Consider the following 22,689-nt stretch of genomic DNA (forward strand, 5'->3'; position numbering starts at 1 on the left):
GATGGAAAACGCTGTCAGAAGGTGAAGCCGAGGCGGAAGTGCAGGCGGAACTTCTTCGTGTCCACGCCGTAGGCAAGGTCGGCCTGCACCGGCCCGACCGGGCTGCGCCAGCGGGCACCCACGCCCACACCGACCTTCGGCTTGAGCTCACCGGGCTTGTCGGCCACGGCACCGGCGTCGACGAACACCACGCTCTCCCATTCGGTGAGCTTGTCCTTGTAGACGAAGGGACGCTGCCATTCGGCGCTCACGACACCGAGGTAGCGGCCGGCCACGATCTGGCCGTCGCTGCGCACGGTGCCGATCTGGCGGTAGCTGTAGCCGCGCACCGTGGTGTCGCCGCCGGTCAGGAACATCAGCGTGGAAGGGATCTGTGCGCTGTCCTTGGCGCTCACCGCGCCGGCTTCGGCCCGCAGCTGGAACCGGCTGCGCCGCGCCAGCGTGGCGGCGTCGCGGCCGTCCGCAAAGCCCAGCGGCAGCACGCCGAGCCAGCGCGCATAGGTGCGCGTGAAGGGCAGTTGCTCGCCGGTCAGCGTGTAGCCCGCGGCGAGCTCGAGTGCCAGGCCGTAGCCGCGCGTGGGCGCGGCATTGTCGTCGAAATAGCGCCCGGTCCAGCCCCAGTTGGCGGTCACGGCGGAGGCCGAGGGCGGGGCGTTGGTGCCGCGGTTCTGCGCGTAGTCGTACTGCAGGAAGTAGCTGCGGTCGATGTGGCCGCTCGACTTGTTGCGTCCGCTGCGCACGCGGCCGCTGTCGACCACATAGCTGCCCGAGGTTTCGCTCTTGAGTTCGGCACCTGCAAACCAGCGCCAGCCGGTGTCGTCGGGAATGGCGTTCCACTCGGTCCCCAGCGACTTGATGTCGCGGTCCACCGACAGGCGCGACACGGCACGCCAGCCGAGCAGCGGCAGCCGGTTGTGGATGTGGTCGACGGAAAGCCGCGGCCCGTTGTCGGTGGTGAAGCCGGCGCCCAGCACCACCTTCTGCATCGGGGCTTCGCGCAATTGCGCGATCACGGGAGCCGCCAGCGGCGCGCCGCTCTCGGTGTCGAGCGTGAGGAACACCGAGTCGTAGTAGCCGCTGCTGGCCAGGCGCTGCTGGGCGTCGAGCAGCTTCTGCTGGTCGTAGCCGGTGCCGGTGGGAAGCTGCGCGATGCGGCGCGCGGCGTCGGCGTCGTAGCGTTCGACGCCGCGCAGCACGAGCGGGCCGAAGCGGTAGGCCGGGCCCGACTGGTAGGTGACGCTGAGCCGCACCTCCTGCCGGTCGGCATCGACCTCGGCGCGGCTTATCTCGATGCTGCCGGTGGGGAAGCGCTTGGCGGTCAGGCTGCGCAAGGCCGTGGTCTTGGCGTTGTCCCAGCCTTGCTGCGTGAAAGGCTGGCCCGCGCGCAGTGCCCAGTCGGTGCGGATCGAATCGCGCTGGGCCTCGGCGGTGGGGTCGCTGGCGATTTGGCCGCCGTAGCTGATCTGCACGGTGCTCACGCGGGTGAGCTCGCCGGGCGCCACGGTGATGACGATCTCGCGCGGGGCCTTGGTGCTGGCCGGCGTCTCGTTGAGCTCGAGCGTCAGCGTGGGCGTGAAATAGCCCAGGGTGCCGAGCAGCTCGCGGGCATTGGCTTCCGCCGCCACCATGAGCCGCGAAATCTCGGTCGCACCGAGGTCGTCGAGCGTGCGGTAGCGCTGGATGTCCAGGTGCAATGCAAGGTAGTCGCGCACGGTGTCCGGCCCGCGGACTTCGACAGTGAAGGCGTCGCGCCGGGCACGCTTGTCGCTGCCTTTCGCGGTCTCGTCACTTGCCGCGCCCGCGGTGTCGCCGTTGCGCACAAGGGTCGGCGCCGGGGCGTCGGCGTTGGCTTCTTTTTTCGGCAGCAGGCTGCATCCCTGCAAAAGCAGGACGCCGCAAAAAAGCAAAGCCGGCAACCATGCCGGCGCAAAGACTGGAACCACCCTGAACATGGGCGGATTTTGACAGCAAGGCACGCGTGCTCCGGAAGCATCCGGAAACAGGTCTGCCCGACCCACGCCGCCTTACTTCGAAAGCATTCGCATCGCTTCTTCGAGGCCCCGCAGCGTGAGCGGGTACATGCGGTTGGACATGAGCTGCTGCATCACCGCGATGCTCTGCCGGTACTGCCACACGCCCTGGGGCTCGGGGTTGACCCACGCGAACTTCGGAAAGGCGTGCGTCAGGCGCTGGATCCACTCGGCGCCGGCCTCTTCGTTGTTGTATTCGACGCTGCCGCCGGGCTGCAGGATTTCGTAGGGGCTCATGGTCGCGTCGCCGACGAAGATGAGCTTGTAGTCCTTGTTGTACTTGCGCAGGATGTCCCAGGTGGCGAACTTCTCGGAGAAGCGGCGCTTGTTGTTCTTCCACATGAAGTCGTACACGCAGTTGTGGAAGTAATAGAACTCCAGGTGCTTGAACTCGGTCTTCACGGCCGAGAACAGTTCCTCGACGCGCTGGATGTGCTCATCCATGGTGCCGCCCACGTCCATCAGCAGCAGCACCTTGACGTTGTTGTGGCGCTCGGGCCGCATCTTGATGTCGAGGTAGCCGGCATTGGCCGCGGTCGAGTGGATGGTGTCGTCCAGGTCCAGCTCTTCCTCATGGCCTTCGCGCGCGAACTTGCGCAGCCGGCGCAGCGCCACCTTGATGTTGCGCGTGCCGAGTTCCTGGCTGTCGTCGTAGTCCTTGTAGGCGCGCTGGTCCCACACCTTCACGGCGCTCTTGTTCTTGCCCGCGCCGCCGATGCGAATGCCTTGCGGGTTGTATCCGCCGTGGCCGAAGGGCGAAGTGCCGCCGGTGCCGATCCACTTGCTGCCGCCCTCGTGGCGCTCCTTCTGCTCTTCGAAGCGCTTCTTGAGCGTTTCCATGAGCTCGTCCCAGCCCATCTTCTCGATCTTGGCTTTCTCTTCGGCGGTGAACTCGCGCTCCAGCGTTTTCTTGAGCCAGTCGAGCGGCACTTCCTTGGTGAAGTCGGTGAGCATCTCCACGCCCTTGAAATAGGCGGCGAAGGCGCGGTCGAACTTGTCGTAGTGCTTCTCGTCCTTGACCAGCGCGGTGCGCGAGAGATAGTAGAAGTCGTCGAGGCCGTAGGCACCGTCGGAGTTCGGTCCCACCACGTCGGCCTGCAGCGCCTCGAGCAGCGTGAGGTATTCCTTGACCGACACCGGCAGCTTGGCCGAACGCAGCGTGTAGAAGAAATCGATCAGCATGGCGGCTTTCCTTGGGCTTCTCTTCAGCTTCGCGGCTTGTCGAGCAGGTAGAGCAGCTGGGCCTTCACCTCGGGCCACTCGCCCGCGCGCAGGCTGTACATGACGGTGTCGCGGATGGTGCCGTCGCGGCGCATCGCGTGCCCGCGAATCACGCCGTCTTTTCTTGCGCCGAGCCGCTCGATTGCCTGCTGCGAAGCGAAGTTGAAATTGTCGGTGCGCCAGCCCACCACATTGCAGCCGAGGGTATCGAAGGCATGCGTCAACATGAGCAGCTTGCAGGTGGTGTTGACGTGCGTGCGCTGGCAGCGCCTGGCATACCAGGTGTAGCCGATCTCCACGCGCTTCACGCCCGGCAGGATGTCGTGAAAGCTGGTGCTGCCGAGCACGGTGCCGGTTTCGGCCTCGGTCACGGCAAACGCGAAGCGGTGGCCGGCTTCACGGCCCTGCAGCGCGGTTTCGATGTAGGCGCGGGTTTCGTGCGGCTCCGGCACGGAGGTGACGCGCAGCTTCCAGAGCTCGCCGTCGGCCGCGGCGGCGCGCAGGCCTTCTTCATGGCCGAGCGAGAGCGGCACCAGGGCCAGGTCGCGCGCCTTCAGCGTGACAGGTTCGACGAACGCCATCTTTTCAACCTCTTCGGAATTTTTCAGCGCGGCGGCTTGCCGTACTTGCGGTCGTACCAGGCGCGCGCCAGTTGCACGCCACCGCCGCCGCCCACGCCGATCAGCAGAATGCCGAAGATCTCGCGGTTGCCGTAGCCGTTGGGGCCGAAGGCATCGAGGCCGAGCTGGAGCCCGATCCAGCGGCCGAGCAGCGCACCCGCGACGAACAGCACGGCCTGGGCCACGCCCAGCTTGAGCAGCTGGCCGACGGGGTGCGGTGCCTGCTGCTGGCTCATAAGGCAACCCCCGTGCTTCGCACTGCGGCGCGAGCCCTCTTCGAAACGGCCGGGCGGGGGCTCATCGGTTGTTGCGCTGCATGAAGACGAGCTTCTCGAACAGCGTCACGTCCTGTTCGTTCTTGAGCAGCGCGCCCACCAGCGGCGGCACGGCCACCTTGTCGTCCTTGCTCTGCAGGGCTTCGAGCGGAATGTCCTCGGCCACCAGCAGCTTGAGCCAGTCGAGCAGCTCGGAGGTGGAAGGCTTCTTCTTGAGGCCGGGCAGGTTGCGCACGTCGTAGAAGGTCTTCATCGCGGCCGTGAGCAGTTCCTGCTTGAGGCCGGGGAAGTGCACCGCCACGATGCTTTTCATCGTCTCGGCGTCGGGGAACTTGATGTAGTGGAAGAAGCAGCGGCGCAGGAAGGCGTCGGGCAGCTCCTTCTCGTTGTTGGAGGTGATGAAGACCACCGGCCGGTGCTTGGCGCGGATGAGCTCGCGCGTCTCGTAGCAGTAGAACTCCATGCGGTCGATTTCGCGCAGCAGGTCGTTCGGGAATTCGATGTCGGCCTTGTCGATCTCGTCGATGAGAAGCGCCACCGGCTGGTCGGCCGTGAAGGCCTGCCAGAGCACGCCCTTGACGATGTAGTTCTGGATGTCCTTGACGCGCTCGCCGCCGTCGACGTCCTTGAGCTGCGAGTCGCGCAGGCGGCTCACCGCGTCGTACTCGTAGAGGCCCTGCTGCGCCTTGGTGGTCGACTTGATGTGCCACTGCAAGAGCGGCAGGCCGAGCGCCTCGGCCACTTCCTCCGCCAGCATGGTCTTGCCCGTGCCGGGTTCGCCCTTGACGAGCAGCGGGCGCTTGAGGGTGATGGCGGCATTGACGGCCAGCATCAGGTCCTGGGTAGCGACGTAGTTGTCTGAGCCCTTGAATTTCATGAGTGGACGGGAGGCAAGGTGAGAAGGCAGGGTGGAGAAAAGAACACACTCGATTCGATCCGCGCAGCCTCTTGGGGGGCTTGCCGGGGGTCCCGGGAGACCCTTGCATATAATCGAATGTTGATTCGAAAAACTGTAGCTCCACGAGATTGTGCGCGCAAAATGAACAAGTTGTTGACCACGATGTTTGCCTTCGCTGTCGCTTGCGTGACGGTCTCAGCGCAAGCCCAGCAAGTCACGGGCAAGGCCCAGGACGGTTCCAAGAAGGTAGCGATGTGCGTGGGTTGCCACGGCATCATCGGCTACCAGGCCAGCTTTCCGGAGATCCACAAGGTGCCGATGATTGCCGGCCAGAGCGCCAGCTACATCGTCTCGGCCCTCACCGCCTACAAGGGCGGCGACCGCAAGCACCCCACCATGCGCGCGATTGCCGACAGCCTGAGCGAGCAGGACATCGCCGACCTGGCCGCCTACTACAGCCAGCTGGGCCTGAAGGAAGGCGATGCACCGCCGGCCGCGCTGGCCAAGCCCATGCCCGACAACGTGCAGGCGCTGGTGTCGCGCGACAAGGACAACAGCTGCACCAAGTGCCACGGCGCCAACTTCAACACGCCGAACGACGGCACGGTACCCAAGCTGGCCGGCCAGCATGCCGACTACCTCTTCGTGGCGCTCAAGTCGTACCGCGTCAAGAACAACCTGCACCTGGGCCGTTCGAACGCGGTCATGGCGCAGCAGGTCGAGCCCAAGAAGTTCACCAACGCCGAACTCAAGACGCTCGCCAGCTACATCAGCTCGCTGCCCGGCGAACTCAAGACAGTGCCGGAATCGCGCATCCACCGCGCTCCGCAGTAAGCGCTGCAGCCGCCCCATGAAGAAAGCCCGCATCGAGCGGGCTTTCTTGTTTGCGGGGCCAGTTGTGGTTCAGACGTCGAAGAACACCGTCTCGTCCGCGCCCTGCATGCGGATGTCGAAGCGGTAGCTCACCGCGCCGCCTTGTTCCACGCGCTCCGCAACCAGCGTGTGGCGGCGCTCGGCCGGCACGCTGGCCAGCACGGCGTCTTTGGCATTGGCCTCGGCCTCGTCGCTGAAGTACACGCGCGTGAACGCATGCAGCAGCAGCCCGCGCATCAGCACGATCACGTTGATGTGCGGGGCTTCGCCCGGTGTTTCGGCACCCGGCTTCACGGTGTGGAAGACAAAACGGTTCTGCGAATCGGTACCCGTGCCGGTGCGCCCGAAGGCGCGAAAGCCGATGTCGCGCGCCTCGGCCGGGGTTTGCGGATAGTTGCCTTCGCCGTCGGCCTGGCTGATCTCGACCAGCGCATCGCCGATCGGGTTGCCGTCGCCGTCGATCACGCGGCCCTCGAGCCGGATGCGCTCGCCGGCGGCGTTGTCCAGCGCCACGACCGCGTCGAAAGGCTGGTTGAAGTCGTAGCCGTATTGCGTGGCCGTAAGGCCGTAGGCGAAGTAGGGGCCGACGGTCTGGGAGGGGGTCTGGCCGAAGTCGGCTTCCTGGGCGCTCATCAACGTCATGGTGTGTGTCTCCTTCTGGCTCAGCGGTTCTCGAACGGCGTTTCGTCGGCGCCGCGCAGCACGATGTCGAACTGATAGCCCAGCGCGTAGCCTTCCTCGGTGATGTCGAGGCTGAAATCGGCGATCAGGCGGTTGCGGTAGCGCTCGGGCGTGCCGGTGATCATCGGGTCGTACTGCAGCAGCGGATCGCCCGGGAAATACATCTGCGTGACGAGGCGGCTGGCAAAACTCTGGCCGAACAGCGAGAGGTGGATGTGCTGCGGGCGCCAAGCATTGGGATGGTTGCCCCAGGGGTAGGCGCCGGGCTTGATGGTGAGAAAGCGGTAGCGGCCTTCGCTGTCCGTCAAGCAGCGGCCCGCGCCCAGAAAGTTGGGGTCGAGCGGCGCATCGTGCTGGTCGACCTTGTGCACATAGCGGCCCGAGGCATTGGCCTGCCAGAGCTCCACCAGCGTGTTGGCCACCGGGCGGCGGCGCTCGTCGAGCACCTGGCCGGTCAGGATCATGCGTTCGCCCAGCGGCTCGCCGTTCTTGCGCGCATTGCGCGTCAGGTCGTGATCGAACTCACCAATGCTGTCATGGCCGTAGACCGGCTGCTGCAGCTCGCCCAGTGAGGCTTTCAGCGGAACCAGCGGCTTTTGCGGGCCGCGCTTCACCGTGGATTTGTAGCCGGGGTAGACGTAAGAAGGGTGGGCTTCCCAGTCGCGCGGCGTGAGGATGGCGGAGGGCGCCTTGGTTTGCGTGGGGGTCAACATGTCGTTGTCTCCTGTCGTGGGACGAATCGAATCCGGAAGCCGAACTTTAGAAGTCCCATCCGATGATGTAAATTGAAGATTGATTCGTTCTGAATAACCAACGGTAATTGAAAAACCCCGCCGACCTTCGCCAGGATTTTCTGCGCAACGTGCAATTGCGCCACTTGCGCTGCCTCGTGGCGGTGGCGCAGGAGCGCCATTTGGCGCGCGCCGCCGAGCGGCTTTCGCTGAGTCAGCCGGCGGTCTCCAAGACGCTGGCCGAACTCGAAGCCATCGTCGGGACGCGCCTGGTCGAACGCAGCAAGGCCGGCCGCCGCGGCGTGCAGGGGCTCGCACCGGCCGGCGAGCAGCTGCTGGCCCACGCCCTGCGCGTGCTCGAGGCGCTCGACGCCAGCGCGCAGGCCGTGGCCCCGACTTCGGGCGAGCGCGTCGAGCGGCTGCGCATCGGCGCGCTGCCGAGCGTGGCGCCTGCGCTGCTGCCCACGGCGCTCGCGCGCTTTCGCGAGCGCTGGCCCGCGGTGCAGATCGTGGTCAAGAGCGCGGCCAATCCGGTGCTGCTCGACGAGCTGCGCGCGGGCGAAGTCGACCTGGTGGTAGGCCGCATGAGCGACCCGCGGCTGATGGGCGGGCTCAGCTTCGAACTGCTCTACACCGAGCCGCTGGTGTTCGCCGTGCGCGCGGGCCATCCGCTCGCGGGTCGGTCTGCGCGCGCGGTGTCGGTACAGGCGGTGCTGGACTATCCGCTCGTCGTGTATGGCGAAGGCACGATCCCGCGCCACAACACCGAAAGTTTTTTGTCGGCGCGCGGCTTGGCGCTGCCCGCCAACGCGTTGCAGACGCTCGACGTGGCGGTGGCGCGCGGCCTGCTGGCGGTTTCCGATGCGGTCTGGATCACGCCGCTCGGCGCCGCGCGCGGCGAGCTGGCTGACGAGCGTCTCGTCAGGCTGCGCATCGAAACCGCCGGCACCGACGAGCCCGTGGGCCTGCTGCTGCGCAGCGAGTCCGAGCCCTCGGCCCTGCGCGGCGCCATGGCCGCGCTGCTGCGCGAAGGCGCGAAGCAGCAGGGCGCGCCTCCCACCCGATCCCTGAAAAAGCCGCTGGCTTGATCCGCGAAATGCGCGAAGCCTGGGGGCGAGTCGATCAATCCTTTGTTGCGCGGCGTTGCACGCACGCGACATAGCCTTCGCCGTCGGGCGCGCGGCCGGCTCGCTGGCTCTCCCACATCATTTGCCCGAGGCATTCCATCGCCTCGTGATGCGCATCGAGCAGCGAACCGCGGCGGGCAGCCAGCAACTCCACGGCCTGGCGGATGCCGCGCGGCTGGTCGATCGAGCATTGCTCGCTGATCGAGAGATGCATCGACAGATGCAGAAACGGGTTCTCTCGGCCGCTCGAGCCGTCGTACACGCGCGCAACTGCCGCATCGGCATCGGCCAGGTCCTCGTGGTATTCGGGATGCGCGTCGATCCATCCCGCGGCAATCGTCTCGAGGGCTTCCATCGGCAGGCCTTGCCGGTGCTTCGCATACACGTCGCAGAAGAAGCGGCGCACGTCTTCCTGGGAGGGGTTGAACATATCTATATGAGGAGCCGAGAGGGAGAAGAGAAAGGTGGGGAGATGCGCGTGTGGAGGGGCCCGAAACACGCCCGATGTTCCGGTAGCACGACGTTACATCGTTACGTAACGAACGGCTAAAAGACCCTCGCAAGGGGCGTTTTCAGCGCGGCGCCTCGCCCCTGAAACGAAAAAATATCTATATAAATCAACGACTTGCCTCGTTCTTGGTACCGTGGCGAACAACTGTTAACGAATTGGCACGCCAGTTGCCCCTGTACATGCATCTTTTGTCACACAGGGGCCCCCATGAACGCACCGCAAGCATCGACCGTTTCGACCGTTTCGACCGAAGGACTCGCCGCCAGTGGCGTGGCTCCCGTGGTCATCGCTCAAGCCACCGTCACTCCGCTGGGCGCACCCGCCGCAGTGGGCTCGTCGGCACCTGCCGCCGTTGCGGGACCCGCCGGCATAGGCACATTGTCCAATGCTACGCCGGGTGTCGCGGTGATGCGCGAAGGCGTCCGCATTCCGGTGGACGGCAACCAGACATTGCTTGCGGGCGACCGCGTGATCGTTCCCGAAGGCGGCCAGGCCAACGTCCTGTTCCCCGGCTCGGCCACCAACAAGGCGCCGCTGGCCGGCGTCTTCACCGGCGGCACCGACGCCACCATCGGCTCGACCAAGCTGCCCGGCGGCCTCGAGCAAGTGAATGTCGACGTCGCTTCGGGCGACCTGCAAGTGACGCCCCCCGACAGCGACGCCGATGCGGCCGCGCTGGCCGTCACCAAGAAGGTCGCTGCCGGTAGCGGTCTTGGACTGGGCGAATTCGCGCTCGGCGCACTGGGCGCCGCCGGGCTGGGTGCCGCTCTCGGCGGTGGCGGCGGCGGCGACGGCGGAACGGTTCCGTTCTTCGTCGGCGGCGGTGACACAGATGCCGATGCGGACGCCGACGCTGATGCGGATGCCGATGCGGACGGTGATGCGGATGCCGATGCCGACGCAGACGCAGACGCAGACGCAGACGCAGACGCAGACGCCGATGCTGACGCCGATGCCGATGCCGATGCCGATGCCGATGCTGACGCCGATGCCGATGCCGATGCTGACGCCGATGCCGATGCCGATGCCGATGCCGATGCCGATGCTGACGCCGATGCCGATGCCGATGCCGATGCCGATGCCGATGCCGACGCCGACGCCGATGCCGATGCCGATGCCGACGCCGATGCGGATGCTGACGCTGACGCCGATGCGGATGCCGATGCCGATGCCGATGCCGATGCCGACGCAGACGCCGACGCAGATGCAGATGCAGATGCAGATGCAGATGCAGATGCCGACTCGGACTCCGATGCCGATGGCAGTGGACTCCTCAACCCGGGCGATGACCTTCTTGACGGCGCAGTCGGCTCGACAGACGACAACCTGGGCCTCGGTGGTTCTCTCAACCCGGTGCCGGGTGTGATCGACAGCACGACCGACCTCGTCGACAACCTGGTGTCCCCGGTGCTCGGCGAGGACTTCACGCGCAACGATCCGAACCAGTTCGACCCGGTCGACGATTTCGCCGAAACCGTTGTCGACGGCGTGGGCGGCGTGGCAAGCCCGGTCATCGATGCTCTTCTGGGCGAAGGCGCCACCGATGCGCTGGTCGACCAGGTCGACCACCTCACGGACGCACTGCAGAACGGTCTCGACAACCTCGTGGGCGACGACGGCATTCTGATCGGCGCGACCGCGGCGCTGGGTCTGGACGGCGTCCTCCAGGACCTCGTTGGCGAAGGCGGCGTCATCGGCAACGTCGTCGACGGCGTGTTTGGAGATGACAGCCTGGTCACCACGCTGATGAGCGAAGACGGTCTGGTGGGTGGCCTTCTCGCGGAAGACGGTGCTCTCGGCAACCTCATCGGAGAAGACAGCGCCGTCGGCGGCCTGTTGAACAACGTGCTGAGCGAAGACGGCATCGCAGGCGGCCTGCTGGGCGATGACGGCTTGCTGGGCGGTGTGCTCGGCGGACCGTTGGGCGACGATGGCCTGCTGGGTGGTGTGCTCGGCGCCGATGGTTTGGTGGGCGGGCTGCTGGGTGACGGCCTGGTCGGTGGTTTGCTCGGCGGAGAAGGCACCTTGGCCGGCCTGCTGGGCAGCGAAGGTCTGACCGGCGGCTTGCTGGGTCAGGAAGGAGTGGTCGACAACCTGCTCGGCGCGAATGGCGTGTTCGGCGGCCTGATCGAAGACGGTCCGCTCGGCGGCGTGCTGGGCGGCGAAGACGGCCTGCTCGGTGGTTTGACCGATGGCGTGTTGGGCGATGACGGCCTGCTGGGCGGCGCTCTCGGCAACGAAGGCCTGGTAGGCGGCCTGCTTGGCGAAGGCGGCTTGTTGGGCAGCACGGGCCCGCTGGGCAGCATCCTGGCTGACGACGGACTTCTGAGCGGCGTGCTCGGTGACGAAGGCGTCGTCGGTGGCCTGCTGGCTGACGATGGCCTGCTTGGCGGCGTGCTCGGCGGAGATGGCCTGCTTGGCGGCTTGTTGGGCGATGAAGGCATCGTGGGCGGCCTTCTGAGTGACGACGGTCTCGTGGGTGGCCTGCTTGGCGGCGACCTGCTCGGTGGTGACCTGCTGGGCGGCGTACTCGGCGAAGACGGCATCGTCGGCGGTCTGCTCGGCGGTGACCTTCTTGGCGGCGATCTGCTCGGTGGTGACCTCCTGGGCGGCGTGCTGGGCGAGGACGGCCTGGTCGGCAACCTGCTCGGCGGCGACCTCCTGGGTGGCGATCTGCTCGGTGGTGACCTGTTGGGTGGCGTACTCGGCGAAGACGGCCTGGTCGGCAACCTGCTTGGCGGCGACCTCCTGGGCGGTGACTTGCTCGGCGGTGACCTGCTGGGCGGTGTGCTCGGTGAAGACGGCCTGGTCGGCAACCTGCTTGGCGGCGACCTCCTCGGTGGCGAATTGCTCGGAGGCGACCTCCTGGGCGGTGACTTGCTCGGCGGTGACCTGCTTGGCGGCGTGCTCGGCGAAGACGGCGTGGTCGGCAACCTGCTCGGTGGCGACCTCCTGGGCGGCGACTTGCTCGGCGGTGATCTGCTCGGCGGGTTGGTGGGCGACGAGGGCCTCGTCGGCAGCCTGCTCGGCAACGGCGGCCTGCTGGGCGGCGTGCTGGGCGACACCAACCCGGTTGCCAACATCCTGGACCCGGTGCTCGACGCCGCAGGCTCGGTCGGCGCGACGCTGGAGCCCGTGGTTGCTGCGGTGTCCGAGGTGGCCGAACCGGTCACCGACATCCTGGCCGGCACGGCACCCACGCTCGCGCCGGTGGTCGAAACGGTCGCCGGCCTGGTGGACACCGTGGAGCAATCCGCTCCGATCGTGACCGATGTCGTGACCCCGATCACGAGCCTGGTCGATCAAACAGCCGGCGCCGGCAGCGTTCTGACTCCGGTCACGAACATCCTGCACGGCTTGCTGGGCTAAGGAACAAGGGCAGCAGCAGGAGAAGAAAGAAAAAACGAAAGCAAGGGGCAGGCCTCGCCGGCCTGCCCCGCGCGAAAAGGACCGAACATGAAAAACACCTCCCGGATACTGGCCGTCGTCGCGCTCGGGGCAAGCCTTGCCGCCTGCGGAACAGGGCCCAAGAGCGGACGCGAAGACGCGACGTACTACTACTCGAACAAGGCCGTCCCGGTCGCGAAGGTGGAGCCGCCTCCGCCCGCGCCGCCGGTGCAGGACAGCCCCGCCGCAGCGAAGATCGTGTACTTCGACTTCGACAGATACGACGTCAAGCCGCAGTACCGCAGCATCGTGGAAGCGCATGCGGGCTTTCTCAGGAACCGTCCTGCCAGCAAGGTGGTGATCGAGGGCCACACCGACTCGCGCGGCGGCCGCGAATACAACCTGGCGCTGGGCCAGCGCCGCGCCGAATCCGTGCAGCGCGCGCTCACGCAGCTCGGCGTGCAGGCCGAGCGCATCGAGGCCGTGAGTTGGGGCATCGAAAAGCCCGCGTCCCCTGAAACCACCGAGGAGGGCTATCAGCTCAATCGCCGAGCCGAGTTCAGCTACCGCTGAAATCCGGAGAACCGCGATGCCTTCGAGGGAAGCTTTCGGTCCGCCACGTCAAGGAAGCGAGAGCAGATGACGGGCGCGATCGGTCTCCCGTCTTCGATCGAGGCCGAATGATGTCCTTCTCCGACCAGCTCCACGCCTGCCACGAGCGCCTGGTCTCGGTGTGCGCGGCGCTGCCGGCGCCTTATCCGGCGTTCACGCTTTTCTTCTCGGTCAGCGACGGGTCGCAGCGCGCGCACGTGGTGCACGCGCGCGCGGCCGAATTCGAGACCGCGTGGCGCGAAGGTGCCGAAACCGTCGCGCGCTGGGTGTGCGAAAACGGCATCGCCTCGCCCTGGCTGCGCATCGACTGGGTCGAAGGCGCCAGCCCGATCGACTGGGCCCAGTTCAAGGCCCAGCTCGCGGCCGTCAAGCGCAACTACTTCCGTCTCGGACTGGCCTTCGACAAGGACTTCGAGACGGCATTCACCGAGCAGGAGCTCAACGCCAACGCCATGCTGTATGGCGATTCGAGCGTTGCGCATGCGGTGGTGAACACGCGCAACTTCGAGGTCTACGGCCAGGCGCGCTTCGCCCGCGCGCTCACGTTCGATCTGCCGGCCGACCGGCCGGTCTATTTGCTCGCGACGGTGGGCGTTTTCTGCCAGCCCGACGGCGTCGTGCACAAGCTCGTGGGAACGGGGCTCGACGCCGGGCGGCGCCAGGCCCCCGCGCTCAATCCGCAGTCGGCGCTCGACCTCGTGCGCAGCGGCGCGTCCTATCTCGCGCGACAGGTCCAGGGCGACGGGCTCTTCGTCTACGGCTACTTTCCGTGCTTCGACAGCCGCATTCCGACCTACGATGCGACCCGTCACGCGCGCGTGCTTCACGCCATGATCGAGGCATGGGAGCTCACACGCGACGACACGCTGCGTTCTGCCATCGATCGCGCGCTCGACCATCTTGCGAACGGCTTCATACGGGACCGCAAGCTCGCCGACGGCAGCGAAGCCGCCTTCCTCGTCGATGAAGATGAAGAGATCAAGCTGAGCGGCAATGCGGCCTGCGTGCTCGCATGGGTGAAGTATTGCGAGGCAACAGACACACGCGAATGGTTGCCGCTGCTCGAAAAGCTGGCGCTGGGCATCGTGTCGATGCAGGACGCCGGCACGGGCCGCTTCAACCACGTGCTGCATGCCGCCGATCTGACGGTCAAGCAGGCCTCGAGCGCCATCTACTTCGATGGCGAGGCGGCCCTGGGCCTGATGCGGTTGTATGGCCTCACGCGCGATGCGCGATGGCTTGCCGCGGTCGAGAAGGCGTTCGAGCATTTCATCGCAAGCCAGCACTGGCAGGCGCACGACCATGGGTTGAGCTGCTGCGTCAACGAGCTCACGCGCTGGAGCCCGCAGGAAAAGTACTTTCGCTTCGGGCTGCAGAACGTGGCCGGCTACCTGGACTTCGTGCTCGACCGCAAGACCACGCTACCGACGTTGCTCGAGCTCATGCTGGCCGCGCAGCAGATGCTCCAGCGGCTCGAGGGCATGCCCGCCATGCGGCACCTGCTCGACGAGCTCGACACCGAAAAGTTCTACCGCGCGCTCGAGTACCGCGCCCATTACCTGCTCAACGGCTTCTTCTGGCCCGAGATGGCGATGTACTTCCGGCGGCCGTCCGTCGTCGCGGGCTCGTTCTTCGTCCGGCATCACGCATTCCGCGTGCGCGTCGACGACGTGGCTCAATATGTGTCGGGATTCGTGGCCTACCACCGCTACCTGCTGGAGCGCCGCGCCGTGCCCGGCGCCGGCAACGGCCACGCGAGGGATGAGGGCGCCCTCTGGACCGCGATCGACATGGCACGCGTAACCGGCGGCGATTGGGTCGTCAAACCGGAAGACGGCTGGCGCGCCACCGGCGTGACGCAGCGCTCTTTTCTGCGCAAGGGCCGCGTGGTGTTCGAGCACCAGGCGCGCCCTTCGAAGACCGCGCTGGCCGCCGTGGCGCTCAAAGGCGTCTTGCAGCCGGCAGCCGCCGTGCTGTGCACCGACCCCGCACCGCACCTGGACAAGCGCGTGCCCGTGCTCCAGGTGTCCGACGTGCTGCAGGCCGTGCTGGAACTGGGCATGCATGCGCGCACCGAGTTCGGCGGGCGTGTGTGCGCCGTGCTGGGCAGCGGCACCGGCAGCAGCACCGTGGCCGCGATGCTCGCCGACGCGTTGGCCGTCTGGGGTGAGGTGGGCCGGCCCGAAGGCAACGTCAGCCTGCCTTCGGGCATTGCCTGGAACCTGACCTGCATGCCGCGACACGCGGCCTACTGGGTGCTGGAGATGGGCTCACCGCACATGCTGGCTTCGGCGCAACTGGTGCGTCCGATGCTGGCCGTGGTGACGGGGCTTTCGGCCGCTTCGCTGAAACACCGCGGGCCGTCCGAAGCGGCCGCGCGCCTGGACAGCCGCGTCTTCGAAGGCATGGCGCCGGGCGACAGCGCCGTTCTGAACCGCGACATTCCCGAGTTCGCGACCTTCGCCGAAGCCGCCATGGCGCACCAGCTCCACATCGTGACCTATGGCGAGCACAAGGACGCCGATGTGCGGCTGCTCGCGTTCGACCACGGCGAAGTGCAGGCATTGGTACTCGGCGAGCCGTTTCAGCTCAGGCTCAACGCACCGGGCCGCCACATGGGGGCAAGCGCCGTGGCCGCGCTCGCGGCGCTGCAGGCCATGCGCCTCAAGCTGGCCACCGCGGTGGAGCCCTTTGCGCGTTTCGAGCCACCGGGCGGGCGTGGTGCGCTGCACACCATTCACATCGGCGGCGGCAGCTTCAAGCTGATCGACGAAACCTACGACGCCAACCCGAGTTCGATGCGCGCCGCGCTCGAGCTGCTGTCGCAGGCCCCGTGCGAACCGGCGCGGCGCGTGGCGATCCTCGGCGACATGCAGGAGCTTGGCCCCGCCGCACAACGGCATCACCTCGACCTGGAGCCCGAGCTGCTCGCTTCGCAGCCCGACCGCGTGCTGCTGTGCGGCCCGCTCATGCGGGCGCTGCACGCACGCATCCGTACCAAGGTCCGGTCGCACTGGTTCGTCGATGTGTCCGATCTGTCGACCGCGCTTGGCGGCCTGCTGCAGCCGGGCGACTGGGTGCTGGCCAAGAGTTCCGCGGGCGTCGGCCTGTCCCGGCTGGCCCGGGTTTTGAAAGCACTGCCATGAAATTCAGCGCGTATGTGTCACTGCCCATTCAACGCCATGCGGCCGAGGCGGCGCCCGCCCGCCGCTGGTGGCTCGGCTGGCTGCAGCTGCTCGGCGCGTGGCTTCTTTGCATGTTGCTGTGCGCCAACATCGCGCTCGTACTGTCCAAGGGGCTGCCCATGGATGACGCTCGTGCTGGAGCCAGAAAACCCACAGGCTGCGTGGCCGCCGCAGGCCTGCTGAAGCCTGTCGCGGCCCTCGACGGAACGGCACCTCCAGAGTCCGCGCCGGCGCCGCGATGCCATGGGTAGATTTCGCTTGTAACAACAGGGTAACAGTTGATAATCATCGAGGCGTCACTGCCCGACGGATCGGCCATTTCCCATGATCAAGTTTCTCTTGCCCAGCCAGCTGGTTGCCGATGCGCCCGAAGAGCCGGGCGCGAGTCCGTATGCAGCTGCGCTGAACAAGGCCTTTCGCGAGGCGTACCCGCTGGTCAAGAGCGCGGCCTGGCGCTCGCTGCCGATCAGCCTCTTCGGCTTGCTGCCGTCGATCTTCCTGCTTCAGGTCTACGACCGCGTGCTCTCGCGCAGCGGCATCTCGACACTCGCCGCCCTGGTGAGCGGCATCCTGTTCTTTCTGTGCATCGAGTTCTGGCTGCGTTCGCGGCGCTCGCGCCTGCTGCGCAATGCGGGCGCCATCATCGATCATGGGGTGTCGGGTGCGCTGCTGCATTCGATGCTGAGCCGTCCGTTGCGCGCGCTCGAAGCGCGGCCGGCCTCGATCTGGCACCAGTTCTTTCGCGACGTGGCGTCGGTGCGCGGCACGGTCACGGGCGGGCTGGCGCAATCGATCTTCGACTTGCCGATGGCGGTCTTCGCGCTGGCGGTGATCGGCATCGTCGCCTTGCCGGTGTTGCCGGTGGTGGTGCTGTTCCTTGGCGTCATGGCCTTCCTGGCCTGGTGGTGGGCCGACGAAGTGCGCACCGGCCGGGTCGAGGAAGTGCAGCGCGGCCGCGGCCTCGACCGCATGACTTCGGAGATCTGCAACGCGCGCGAAACGCTCAAGACGCAGTCGAACGACGGCCCCACGGTCGAGATGTGGCGCCAGACCTACAACGCCTGGCTGAGCGAGAGCTTCAGCAAGAACGGCCAGATCGAGTCCGCGCGCGACGGCACCACCGTGCTGTTGACCGTCTTCTCGGTCGTCGTGGTGTCGGTGGGCGCGGTATCCGTGATGGAGCAGTGGATGACGGTCGGCGGGCTCGTGGCCTCGAACATGCTGGCCCTCAAGGCACTGCAGCCGGTGGCCGGCCTGGTCTCGAGCTGGCGTTCGCTGGCCGCCGCGAAGGAAGCGGCGAAGCGGCTCGAAAAAGTGCTTGCCGAACCGGTCGAAAAGCCGCCGAGCGGCATGGCGCTGCCGCAGCCGCTCGGCCGCGTGACGCTCAAGGACGTGAGCTTCAGCTTCTCGGAAGCCGCGCAGAAGCCAGTGCTCGAAAACGTCGACCTCGACATCGGGCCGGGCGGGCTGCATGTGATCGTCGGGCGCAACGGCGCCGGCAAGTCGACGCTGGTCAAGCTGCTGTCGGGCCTGTACACGCCCACGCGCGGCGTCATCAGCATCGGCGAGTACGACCTGTCGCAGTTCGGCCGCGAAGAGCTCTCGCGCTGGATCAGCTATCTCTCGCAAGAGGTCTACTGGTTCGGCGGCCCGCTGATCGACACCATGCGCCGCACGGCTCCGGGGCAGAGCGACGAGCAGGTGGTGGCGGCCTGCAAGCTCTCGGGCGCGCACGACTTCATCTCGAAGCTGACCGATGGCTATCGCACCGTGGTCGGCGAAGGCGGCACCGGCTTTTCGGTGGGCGAGCGGCGCAAGCTCGCGCTGGCCATGAGCTTCCTTCGCAAGCCCTCGGTGCTGGTGCTCGACGAGCCGAGCAACGACCTCGACTTCCAGAGCGAGCGCACGCTGCTCGCCACGCTGCTCGCGGTGGCCAAGGTGCGCACCGTGGTGGTGGTGACGCATTCGCTGCGCATCGTATCGGCCGCCACGGTGGTCTATCACGTCACGGGGCAGGGCAATGTCGAACAGGGAACGGCCGCCGTGATGGTGCCGAAGCTTTTCGGGGTGAAGAAGGCGCTGGTGGCGCTGACCGATCCGGCCGCGGGAGACGGCGACGCCGATGCGCACTCGCAGGGCGCCGCCGCGGCGAACCGTTCCATGGCTTGAGCCAGTCGATCAAAGAGCAAACAGGGACCGCGACTTGAAATCAGATCTGCCGCAGATACTCCAGGACGAAGAGCACAAGCGCGCCGCGCATGCATCGCCCGAGGGCCGGCGCCGCCAGTGGGTGATCGGCGGCGTGGTGGCCGTGCTGGCCGTCGTCGGGCTGGGTTTTCCGATGGAGACGGTGGTGGTGGCGCCAGGCCGCGTGATCCCGTCGGACCGCGTCAAGTCGATCCAGCATCTGGAAGGCGGCATCGTCAGCAACGTGCTGGTGAAGGAAGGCGACCGCGTGAAGCAGGGCCAGTCGCTGGTCGAGATCGACCTGGGCGGCAGCGGCCTCAATTTCGAGGAGCTCGCGGCGCGCCATGCGTCCACGCAAGCCACCCGCATCCGGCTCATGGCCGAGAGCCGCGGCAAGCCGCTCAAGCGAGACAGTTTTGCCGCCGACATCGACGAGAGCGTGCTCGACGGCGAAACCGGTGCGTATGAAGCACGCGCGCTCGAGCAGCGCGGCGTGATGGCCGGTGCGGTGTCGGGGCTCGAACAGGCGCGCAGCAAGGAGCTCGAACAGCAGGCCAAGGTGAAGGGCCTGAACGACCGCCTGGCGCTGATGCACAAGGAGTTCGAAATTTCGGAGCAGCTGCTCAGCGAGAAGCTGGTCGGCCAGGTCGAGGTGCTCGAGAAGCGCAGGCTGGTCGAGGGCGTGCGAAGCGAGTTGGCCGTGGCGCGCCAGGGCGCTATTTCCGCCAGCGCCGCCATCGCCGAGGCGCAGGCCAAGATGGCCGAGGCCGAAGGGCGCTTCCGGCGCCGCGCGTCCGACGAACTCGCCACCGTGGAGCGCCAGTTCGCAAGCCTGAGCGAAGACCTCGCGCGCGCGCGCACCCAGCGCTCGCGCACGATCGTCAAGGCGCCCGCCGATGGCATCGTCAAGGGGCTGCGCAGCGCCAGCCCGGGCTGGGTCATCAAGCCGGGCGAAGCCATCATGGAAGTGGTGCCCGACAAGGACGAGGTCATGATCGAGGCGCGCCTGAATCCGAACGATCGCGGCTTCGTCGAAGTCGGGCAGGCGGCGCGCGTGAAGATCACGGCCTACGACTACCTGCGCTACGGTGCCATCGACGGCAAGGTCACACTCGTCGCCGCCGATGCCGACCGTGATCCGGCGATTGCCAACGCGGCGCCGTACTACCGCATCCTGATCGGCACCGGACAATCCTATGTGGGACAGCAAGAGAACCGTGTCACCGCCGGCATGGAGTCGGAGGTCGACCTGAAGGTGGGAACCGATCCGTTCATCTGGTACATCCTTCGTCCTGTGCTCAAGCTTCGGCGCGAAGCCTTCCGCGAACCATGAGGGGCAGCAACTCGGCAGGCCGGCGCCGCATGGGCCGCGGCGTTCTCTGTGCAGCGCTGTGCGCGGGCTTTGCGCTGCCTCCTGGCGTCGCCGTCGCGCAGGAGGAGCCAGCGCAACTCGTGGCGGCGCGCCGCCTTTCCATGCCGTCGATCGGAGCCGCAAGCTATGCCCAGCGCGTGAAGCAGGCGCTGGTCGCGCTCTCGCAGGAATACCCCGAAGTGCAGACCGCGCAGGCGGCGGCCAACACCAGCAGCTTCGGCGTCGATGCCGCCAGGAAGGCGCGTTATCCGCGCTTCAAGATGGGCACCGCGTCCGGCAACTACAACAGCGGCGCGGCGAATGCCAAGTCCGAGAACTACACCGTGCTGACCGCCGAAGCACGCGTGAGCCTGATCGACGGCGGCGCCATGAGCGCCGCGGTGCGCGCGGCCGAGGCCGGCAACCAGGCGGACGACGAAGCGGTCGTCACCACCTCGCAGAAGGTGGTGCTCGACGCCCTGACCGCCTACCTGCAGGTGCAGCGCTTCGACCTGAAGAAGCAGATCGCGCGCAAGTCCACCGAAGTGGTGGCCGAGTTGTCGAAGGCCGAGGCCCGGCGCGTTGCCCTTGGCGCCGCGGGCGAGAACGACCTGAACATGGCCGCCGCGCGCCGTGCCAGCGTGGCCGCGCGCGAATCCGACTTTCAGGCGCAGCGCGACGAGGCGGTCGCCAAGTTCAACACCTACTTCAAGTTCACGCCCGCGACCGATTCGCTGCCCGTGCTCGCGGCGCCCACGCTCTGGCGCATCGCTTCGCAGGAAGAGGCCCTGCGCCGCGCCGAGGAACGCAGCACCGAAATCGCCGAAGCCAAGGGCCGCGTCGCACGGGCCCAGGCGCTCGTCGACCAGCAGGAGGCCAGCATCTACCCGACGGTGGACGCGGTGTTCGTCAAGAGCAAGGACCCGCGCGGCGTGTCGCCGCAGGACCCGACGCGCGCGGCCTTCGAGCTCAACTGGAACTTCGGCAACGGCTTCGACCGCCAATTGCGGCTGAAGTCCGCATTGGCTGAAGTCGCGAATCAGGAAGCGAAGCTCGAAGGTGTGAAGCTCAATCTGCTGGAGCTCACATCGGCCTCATGGGCCCGCACGGTCTCTGGACGCGAGCGCGAGCGCCAGCTGATGGAAGCGGTCAGCACCTCGGGCCAGGCTTTCCGCGGCCGGCGCCGCCTGATGGAGTTCGGCCGCGAGACCTTGCCCGCCGTGCTCGACGCACAACTGGACTACTACAACCTGTTGTTCGACTATGTCGACGCCGTGTTCGACCTGCGCATTTCCGAACTGCGCCTGGCGCGCACCACCGGCGAACTGCGCATCGAACCCGAAGCGGGCAACGCCTGGATCGACCGCATCTTCGGCCCGCCGAGCCGGCCGGCACTGAGCGAAGACGGGCTGCTCACCGCACTGTGCATCTCGAGCAACGCGAGCTGCGCCAGCGAGCCGGTGACCGATCGCGGCGCCACCGCGGTGGCATCGAACCCGCCGCTGCGCCGCGCCGCGCGCTTGGCGGCCCGTTAAGCGGGGGAGGAGGAGGAGGGCTCAGGCGTCCTCGGGGATGCCGGGCTCACCGTCGAGAATCTGGTACTTGCGCATCTTTTCCCACAGCACCTTGCGGCTGATGCCGAGGTGCTGCGCGGTGTCCTGGCGCTTCCAGTCGTTGATCTCCAGCGCCGCGATGATGCGATTGCGCTCGCTGCTGTTCCATCCCTTGCGCTCGCCGTTGCCGTCGAGTGCAGCGCCGTTGGCGCTGCCGTTGTGTCCGTTTCTTTCGGCCGAGTTCGCCGAGGGCGTCGGCGTGCCGCGCGTCAGCGCAATGGCGCGCTGAATCAGGTTCTGGTCCCACGAATGCAGCTGCCTCGCAATCACGCCCACCCGCTCGGCCAGGTTGCGCAGCTGCCGCACGTTGCCGGGAAAATAAGTCTCGGCCACCGCATCGCTGAGCCAGTGCGGCGTTTCACCGAGCGCCTCGAGTTCATCGCCCAGCACGTTGCCCAGCAGCGCCTTGAAGATCGCGATCTTGTCGACTTCGCCGCGCTCCTCGAGACTGGGCACATGCAGCTCGATCACTGCGAGCCGATAGAACAGGTCGGCGCGGAATTCGCCGCTGGCCACCATCTCGCGCAGGTTGCGGTTGGTCGCGGCCACCAGGCGAAAGTCGACGCGGACCGGCGCCGTGGCACCCAGCCGCGTCACCGCGTTGTCTTCCAGCACGCGCAGCAGCTTGACCTGCTGGTACTTGGGCAAGTCGCCGATCTCATCGAGGAACAGCGTGCCGCCCGTCGCCTGCTCGAAATAGCCGCGATGCGCATGCACGGCGCCGGTGAACGAGCCCTTGGTATGGCCGAAGAAAAGCGACTCGAAGAGACCGTCCGGAATCGCGCCGCAGTTCACCGCCACGAATGCGCCCTTGCTGTAGTGCTGGTGCCCCAGGTGCAACTGCTGCGCAATGCGTTCCTTGCCCACACCCGTTTCGCCGCGCACCAGCACGCTGTGGTTGCAATCGGCAAAGGCGGTCACTTCGGCAAGCAGCGATTGCATCGCCTCCGAATGCGCCACCAGCACATCGGGCGCCTGCGGTGCCACGTCGCGCGCCCGCAGCTGCCGCACCAGCTTGGCGACCATCGTGCGCAACTCGGCGCAGGTGAAGTCGTACGGCAGAACATGCAGGTACTCGGGCGGGTACGTGCGAGAGTCGCGGTCCCGCGAGCCCGCCGCCACCCAGATCACCGGCATGCCCTGCAACAGCTCGGTCGCATGCGCCAGCCCTCCGCCGTCGATGACCGTGACGCTGAGGATGGCGACCGAAGGCCGAAGCGCCGTGCCGCGCTGCTGCTGCGGAGGCGGCATGCCATCGGCCCGGATCACCTCCACGTCGAAGCTCGCCATGCACCGCGCGATACGGTCGAGGATGTCGGCCTTGCCTTCCCAGACAAAGAGGTCGAGTTCGTCGAAGTTGGGGGGGGAGCTCATGTCGGGGGAATAC

At 66.9% G+C, this 22,689-nt stretch carries 18 protein-coding genes; 9 read left to right on the forward strand and 9 right to left on the reverse strand.

The genetic code is table 11. The features are described 5' to 3' along the window. Window positions 1-14: 14 nt before the first annotated feature. The 5 genes from QFZ42_RS01070 to QFZ42_RS01090 all read right to left on the reverse strand — a co-directional run bounded on the left by QFZ42_RS01070 (window position 15) and on the right by QFZ42_RS01090 (window position 5,023). Window positions 15-1,952, reverse strand: coding sequence for an autotransporter assembly complex protein TamA (locus QFZ42_RS01070; RefSeq protein WP_307699171.1), 1,938 nt, complete (start codon window positions 1,950-1,952; stop codon window positions 15-17). 72 nt (window positions 1,953-2,024) lie between these two features. Further along, window positions 2,025-3,212, reverse strand: coding sequence for a vWA domain-containing protein (locus tag QFZ42_RS01075; protein ID WP_307699172.1), 1,188 nt, complete (start codon window positions 3,210-3,212; stop codon window positions 2,025-2,027). Window positions 3,213-3,235: 23 nt separating this feature from the next. After that, complete coding sequence (locus tag QFZ42_RS01080) at window positions 3,236-3,832, reverse strand: GNAT family N-acetyltransferase (RefSeq protein ID WP_307699173.1); 597 nt, start codon at window positions 3,830-3,832, stop codon at window positions 3,236-3,238. Window positions 3,833-3,855: 23 nt separating this feature from the next. Then, entirely contained in the window at window positions 3,856-4,107 is a 252-nt protein-coding gene (locus QFZ42_RS01085; RefSeq protein WP_307699174.1) for a hypothetical protein, read from the reverse strand. Window positions 4,108-4,168: 61 nt separating this feature from the next. Continuing rightward, window positions 4,169-5,023, reverse strand: coding sequence for an AAA family ATPase (locus QFZ42_RS01090; protein WP_307699175.1), 855 nt, complete (start codon window positions 5,021-5,023; stop codon window positions 4,169-4,171). Between the two features lie 162 nt (window positions 5,024-5,185). Here QFZ42_RS01090 and QFZ42_RS01095 point away from each other — a divergent pair, with 162 nt between their 5' ends. After that, complete coding sequence (locus QFZ42_RS01095) at window positions 5,186-5,878, forward strand: c-type cytochrome (protein ID WP_307699176.1); 693 nt, start codon at window positions 5,186-5,188, stop codon at window positions 5,876-5,878. A gap of 69 nt (window positions 5,879-5,947) precedes the next feature. Here QFZ42_RS01095 and pcaG read toward each other — a convergent pair whose 3' ends face one another. After that, window positions 5,948-6,559, reverse strand: a complete 612-nt coding sequence (pcaG, locus tag QFZ42_RS01100; RefSeq protein ID WP_307699177.1) for a protocatechuate 3,4-dioxygenase subunit alpha — start codon at window positions 6,557-6,559, stop codon at window positions 5,948-5,950. Between the two features lie 20 nt (window positions 6,560-6,579). Continuing rightward, window positions 6,580-7,311: a protocatechuate 3,4-dioxygenase subunit beta gene (gene pcaH, locus QFZ42_RS01105; protein ID WP_307699178.1), complete on the reverse strand. Its 732-nt coding sequence runs from the start codon at window positions 7,309-7,311 to the stop codon at window positions 6,580-6,582. Window positions 7,312-7,418: 107 nt separating this feature from the next. On the opposite strand from pcaH, the gene QFZ42_RS01110 reads away from it, so the two are divergent. Beyond that, entirely contained in the window at window positions 7,419-8,417 is a 999-nt protein-coding gene (locus tag QFZ42_RS01110) for a LysR substrate-binding domain-containing protein (RefSeq protein ID WP_307699179.1), read from the forward strand. A gap of 34 nt (window positions 8,418-8,451) precedes the next feature. On the opposite strand, the gene QFZ42_RS01115 is transcribed toward QFZ42_RS01110, so the two are convergent. Continuing rightward, a complete protein-coding gene (locus QFZ42_RS01115) occupies window positions 8,452-8,886 on the reverse strand; it encodes a DUF1841 family protein (RefSeq protein WP_307699180.1) in 435 nt (144 codons plus the stop codon). A 288-nt stretch (window positions 8,887-9,174) separates the two neighbouring features. Between QFZ42_RS01115 and QFZ42_RS01120 the strand changes: the two genes are divergently transcribed. The 7 genes from QFZ42_RS01120 (at window position 9,175) to QFZ42_RS01150 (ending at window position 21,224) form a co-directional block, all read left to right on the forward strand. After that, complete coding sequence (locus QFZ42_RS01120) at window positions 9,175-12,336, forward strand: hypothetical protein (protein WP_307699181.1); 3,162 nt, start codon at window positions 9,175-9,177, stop codon at window positions 12,334-12,336. A gap of 87 nt (window positions 12,337-12,423) precedes the next feature. Next, window positions 12,424-12,927 carry a peptidoglycan-associated lipoprotein Pal gene (pal, locus tag QFZ42_RS01125; protein ID WP_307699182.1) on the forward strand — a complete coding sequence of 168 codons (504 nt, stop codon included), beginning with the start codon at window positions 12,424-12,426 and terminating at the stop codon, window positions 12,925-12,927. A 107-nt stretch (window positions 12,928-13,034) separates the two neighbouring features. After that, window positions 13,035-16,112, forward strand: a complete 3,078-nt coding sequence (locus QFZ42_RS01130) for a glutamate ligase domain-containing protein (RefSeq protein WP_373423296.1) — start codon at window positions 13,035-13,037, stop codon at window positions 16,110-16,112. Next, a complete protein-coding gene (locus tag QFZ42_RS01135) occupies window positions 16,109-16,402 on the forward strand; it encodes a hypothetical protein (protein WP_307699184.1) in 294 nt (97 codons plus the stop codon). The genes QFZ42_RS01130 and QFZ42_RS01135 overlap by 4 nt, the downstream gene beginning before the upstream one ends. 73 nt (window positions 16,403-16,475) lie before the next feature. Next, window positions 16,476-18,320 (forward strand): peptidase domain-containing ABC transporter, encoded by a 1,845-nt coding sequence (locus QFZ42_RS01140; protein WP_307699185.1) that lies wholly within the window; start codon window positions 16,476-16,478, stop codon window positions 18,318-18,320. Window positions 18,321-18,354: 34 nt separating this feature from the next. Continuing rightward, entirely contained in the window at window positions 18,355-19,671 is a 1,317-nt protein-coding gene (locus QFZ42_RS01145; protein ID WP_307699186.1) for an HlyD family type I secretion periplasmic adaptor subunit, read from the forward strand. Beyond that, window positions 19,668-21,224 (forward strand): TolC family protein, encoded by a 1,557-nt coding sequence (locus QFZ42_RS01150; RefSeq protein WP_307699187.1) that lies wholly within the window; start codon window positions 19,668-19,670, stop codon window positions 21,222-21,224. The genes QFZ42_RS01145 and QFZ42_RS01150 overlap by 4 nt, the downstream gene beginning before the upstream one ends. A 21-nt stretch (window positions 21,225-21,245) precedes the next feature. Here the strand turns inward: QFZ42_RS01150 and QFZ42_RS01155 are convergent, their stop codons facing one another. Beyond that, the gene (locus QFZ42_RS01155; RefSeq protein WP_307699188.1) at window positions 21,246-22,676 is read right to left on the reverse strand and encodes a sigma 54-interacting transcriptional regulator; all 1,431 of its coding nucleotides are present in this window, start codon (window positions 22,674-22,676) and stop codon (window positions 21,246-21,248) included. Window positions 22,677-22,689 lie beyond the last annotated feature (13 nt).

It is taken from the genome of Variovorax paradoxus (genome assembly GCF_030815855.1).
Taxonomy (GTDB): domain Bacteria; phylum Pseudomonadota; class Gammaproteobacteria; order Burkholderiales; family Burkholderiaceae_C; genus Variovorax; species Variovorax paradoxus_M.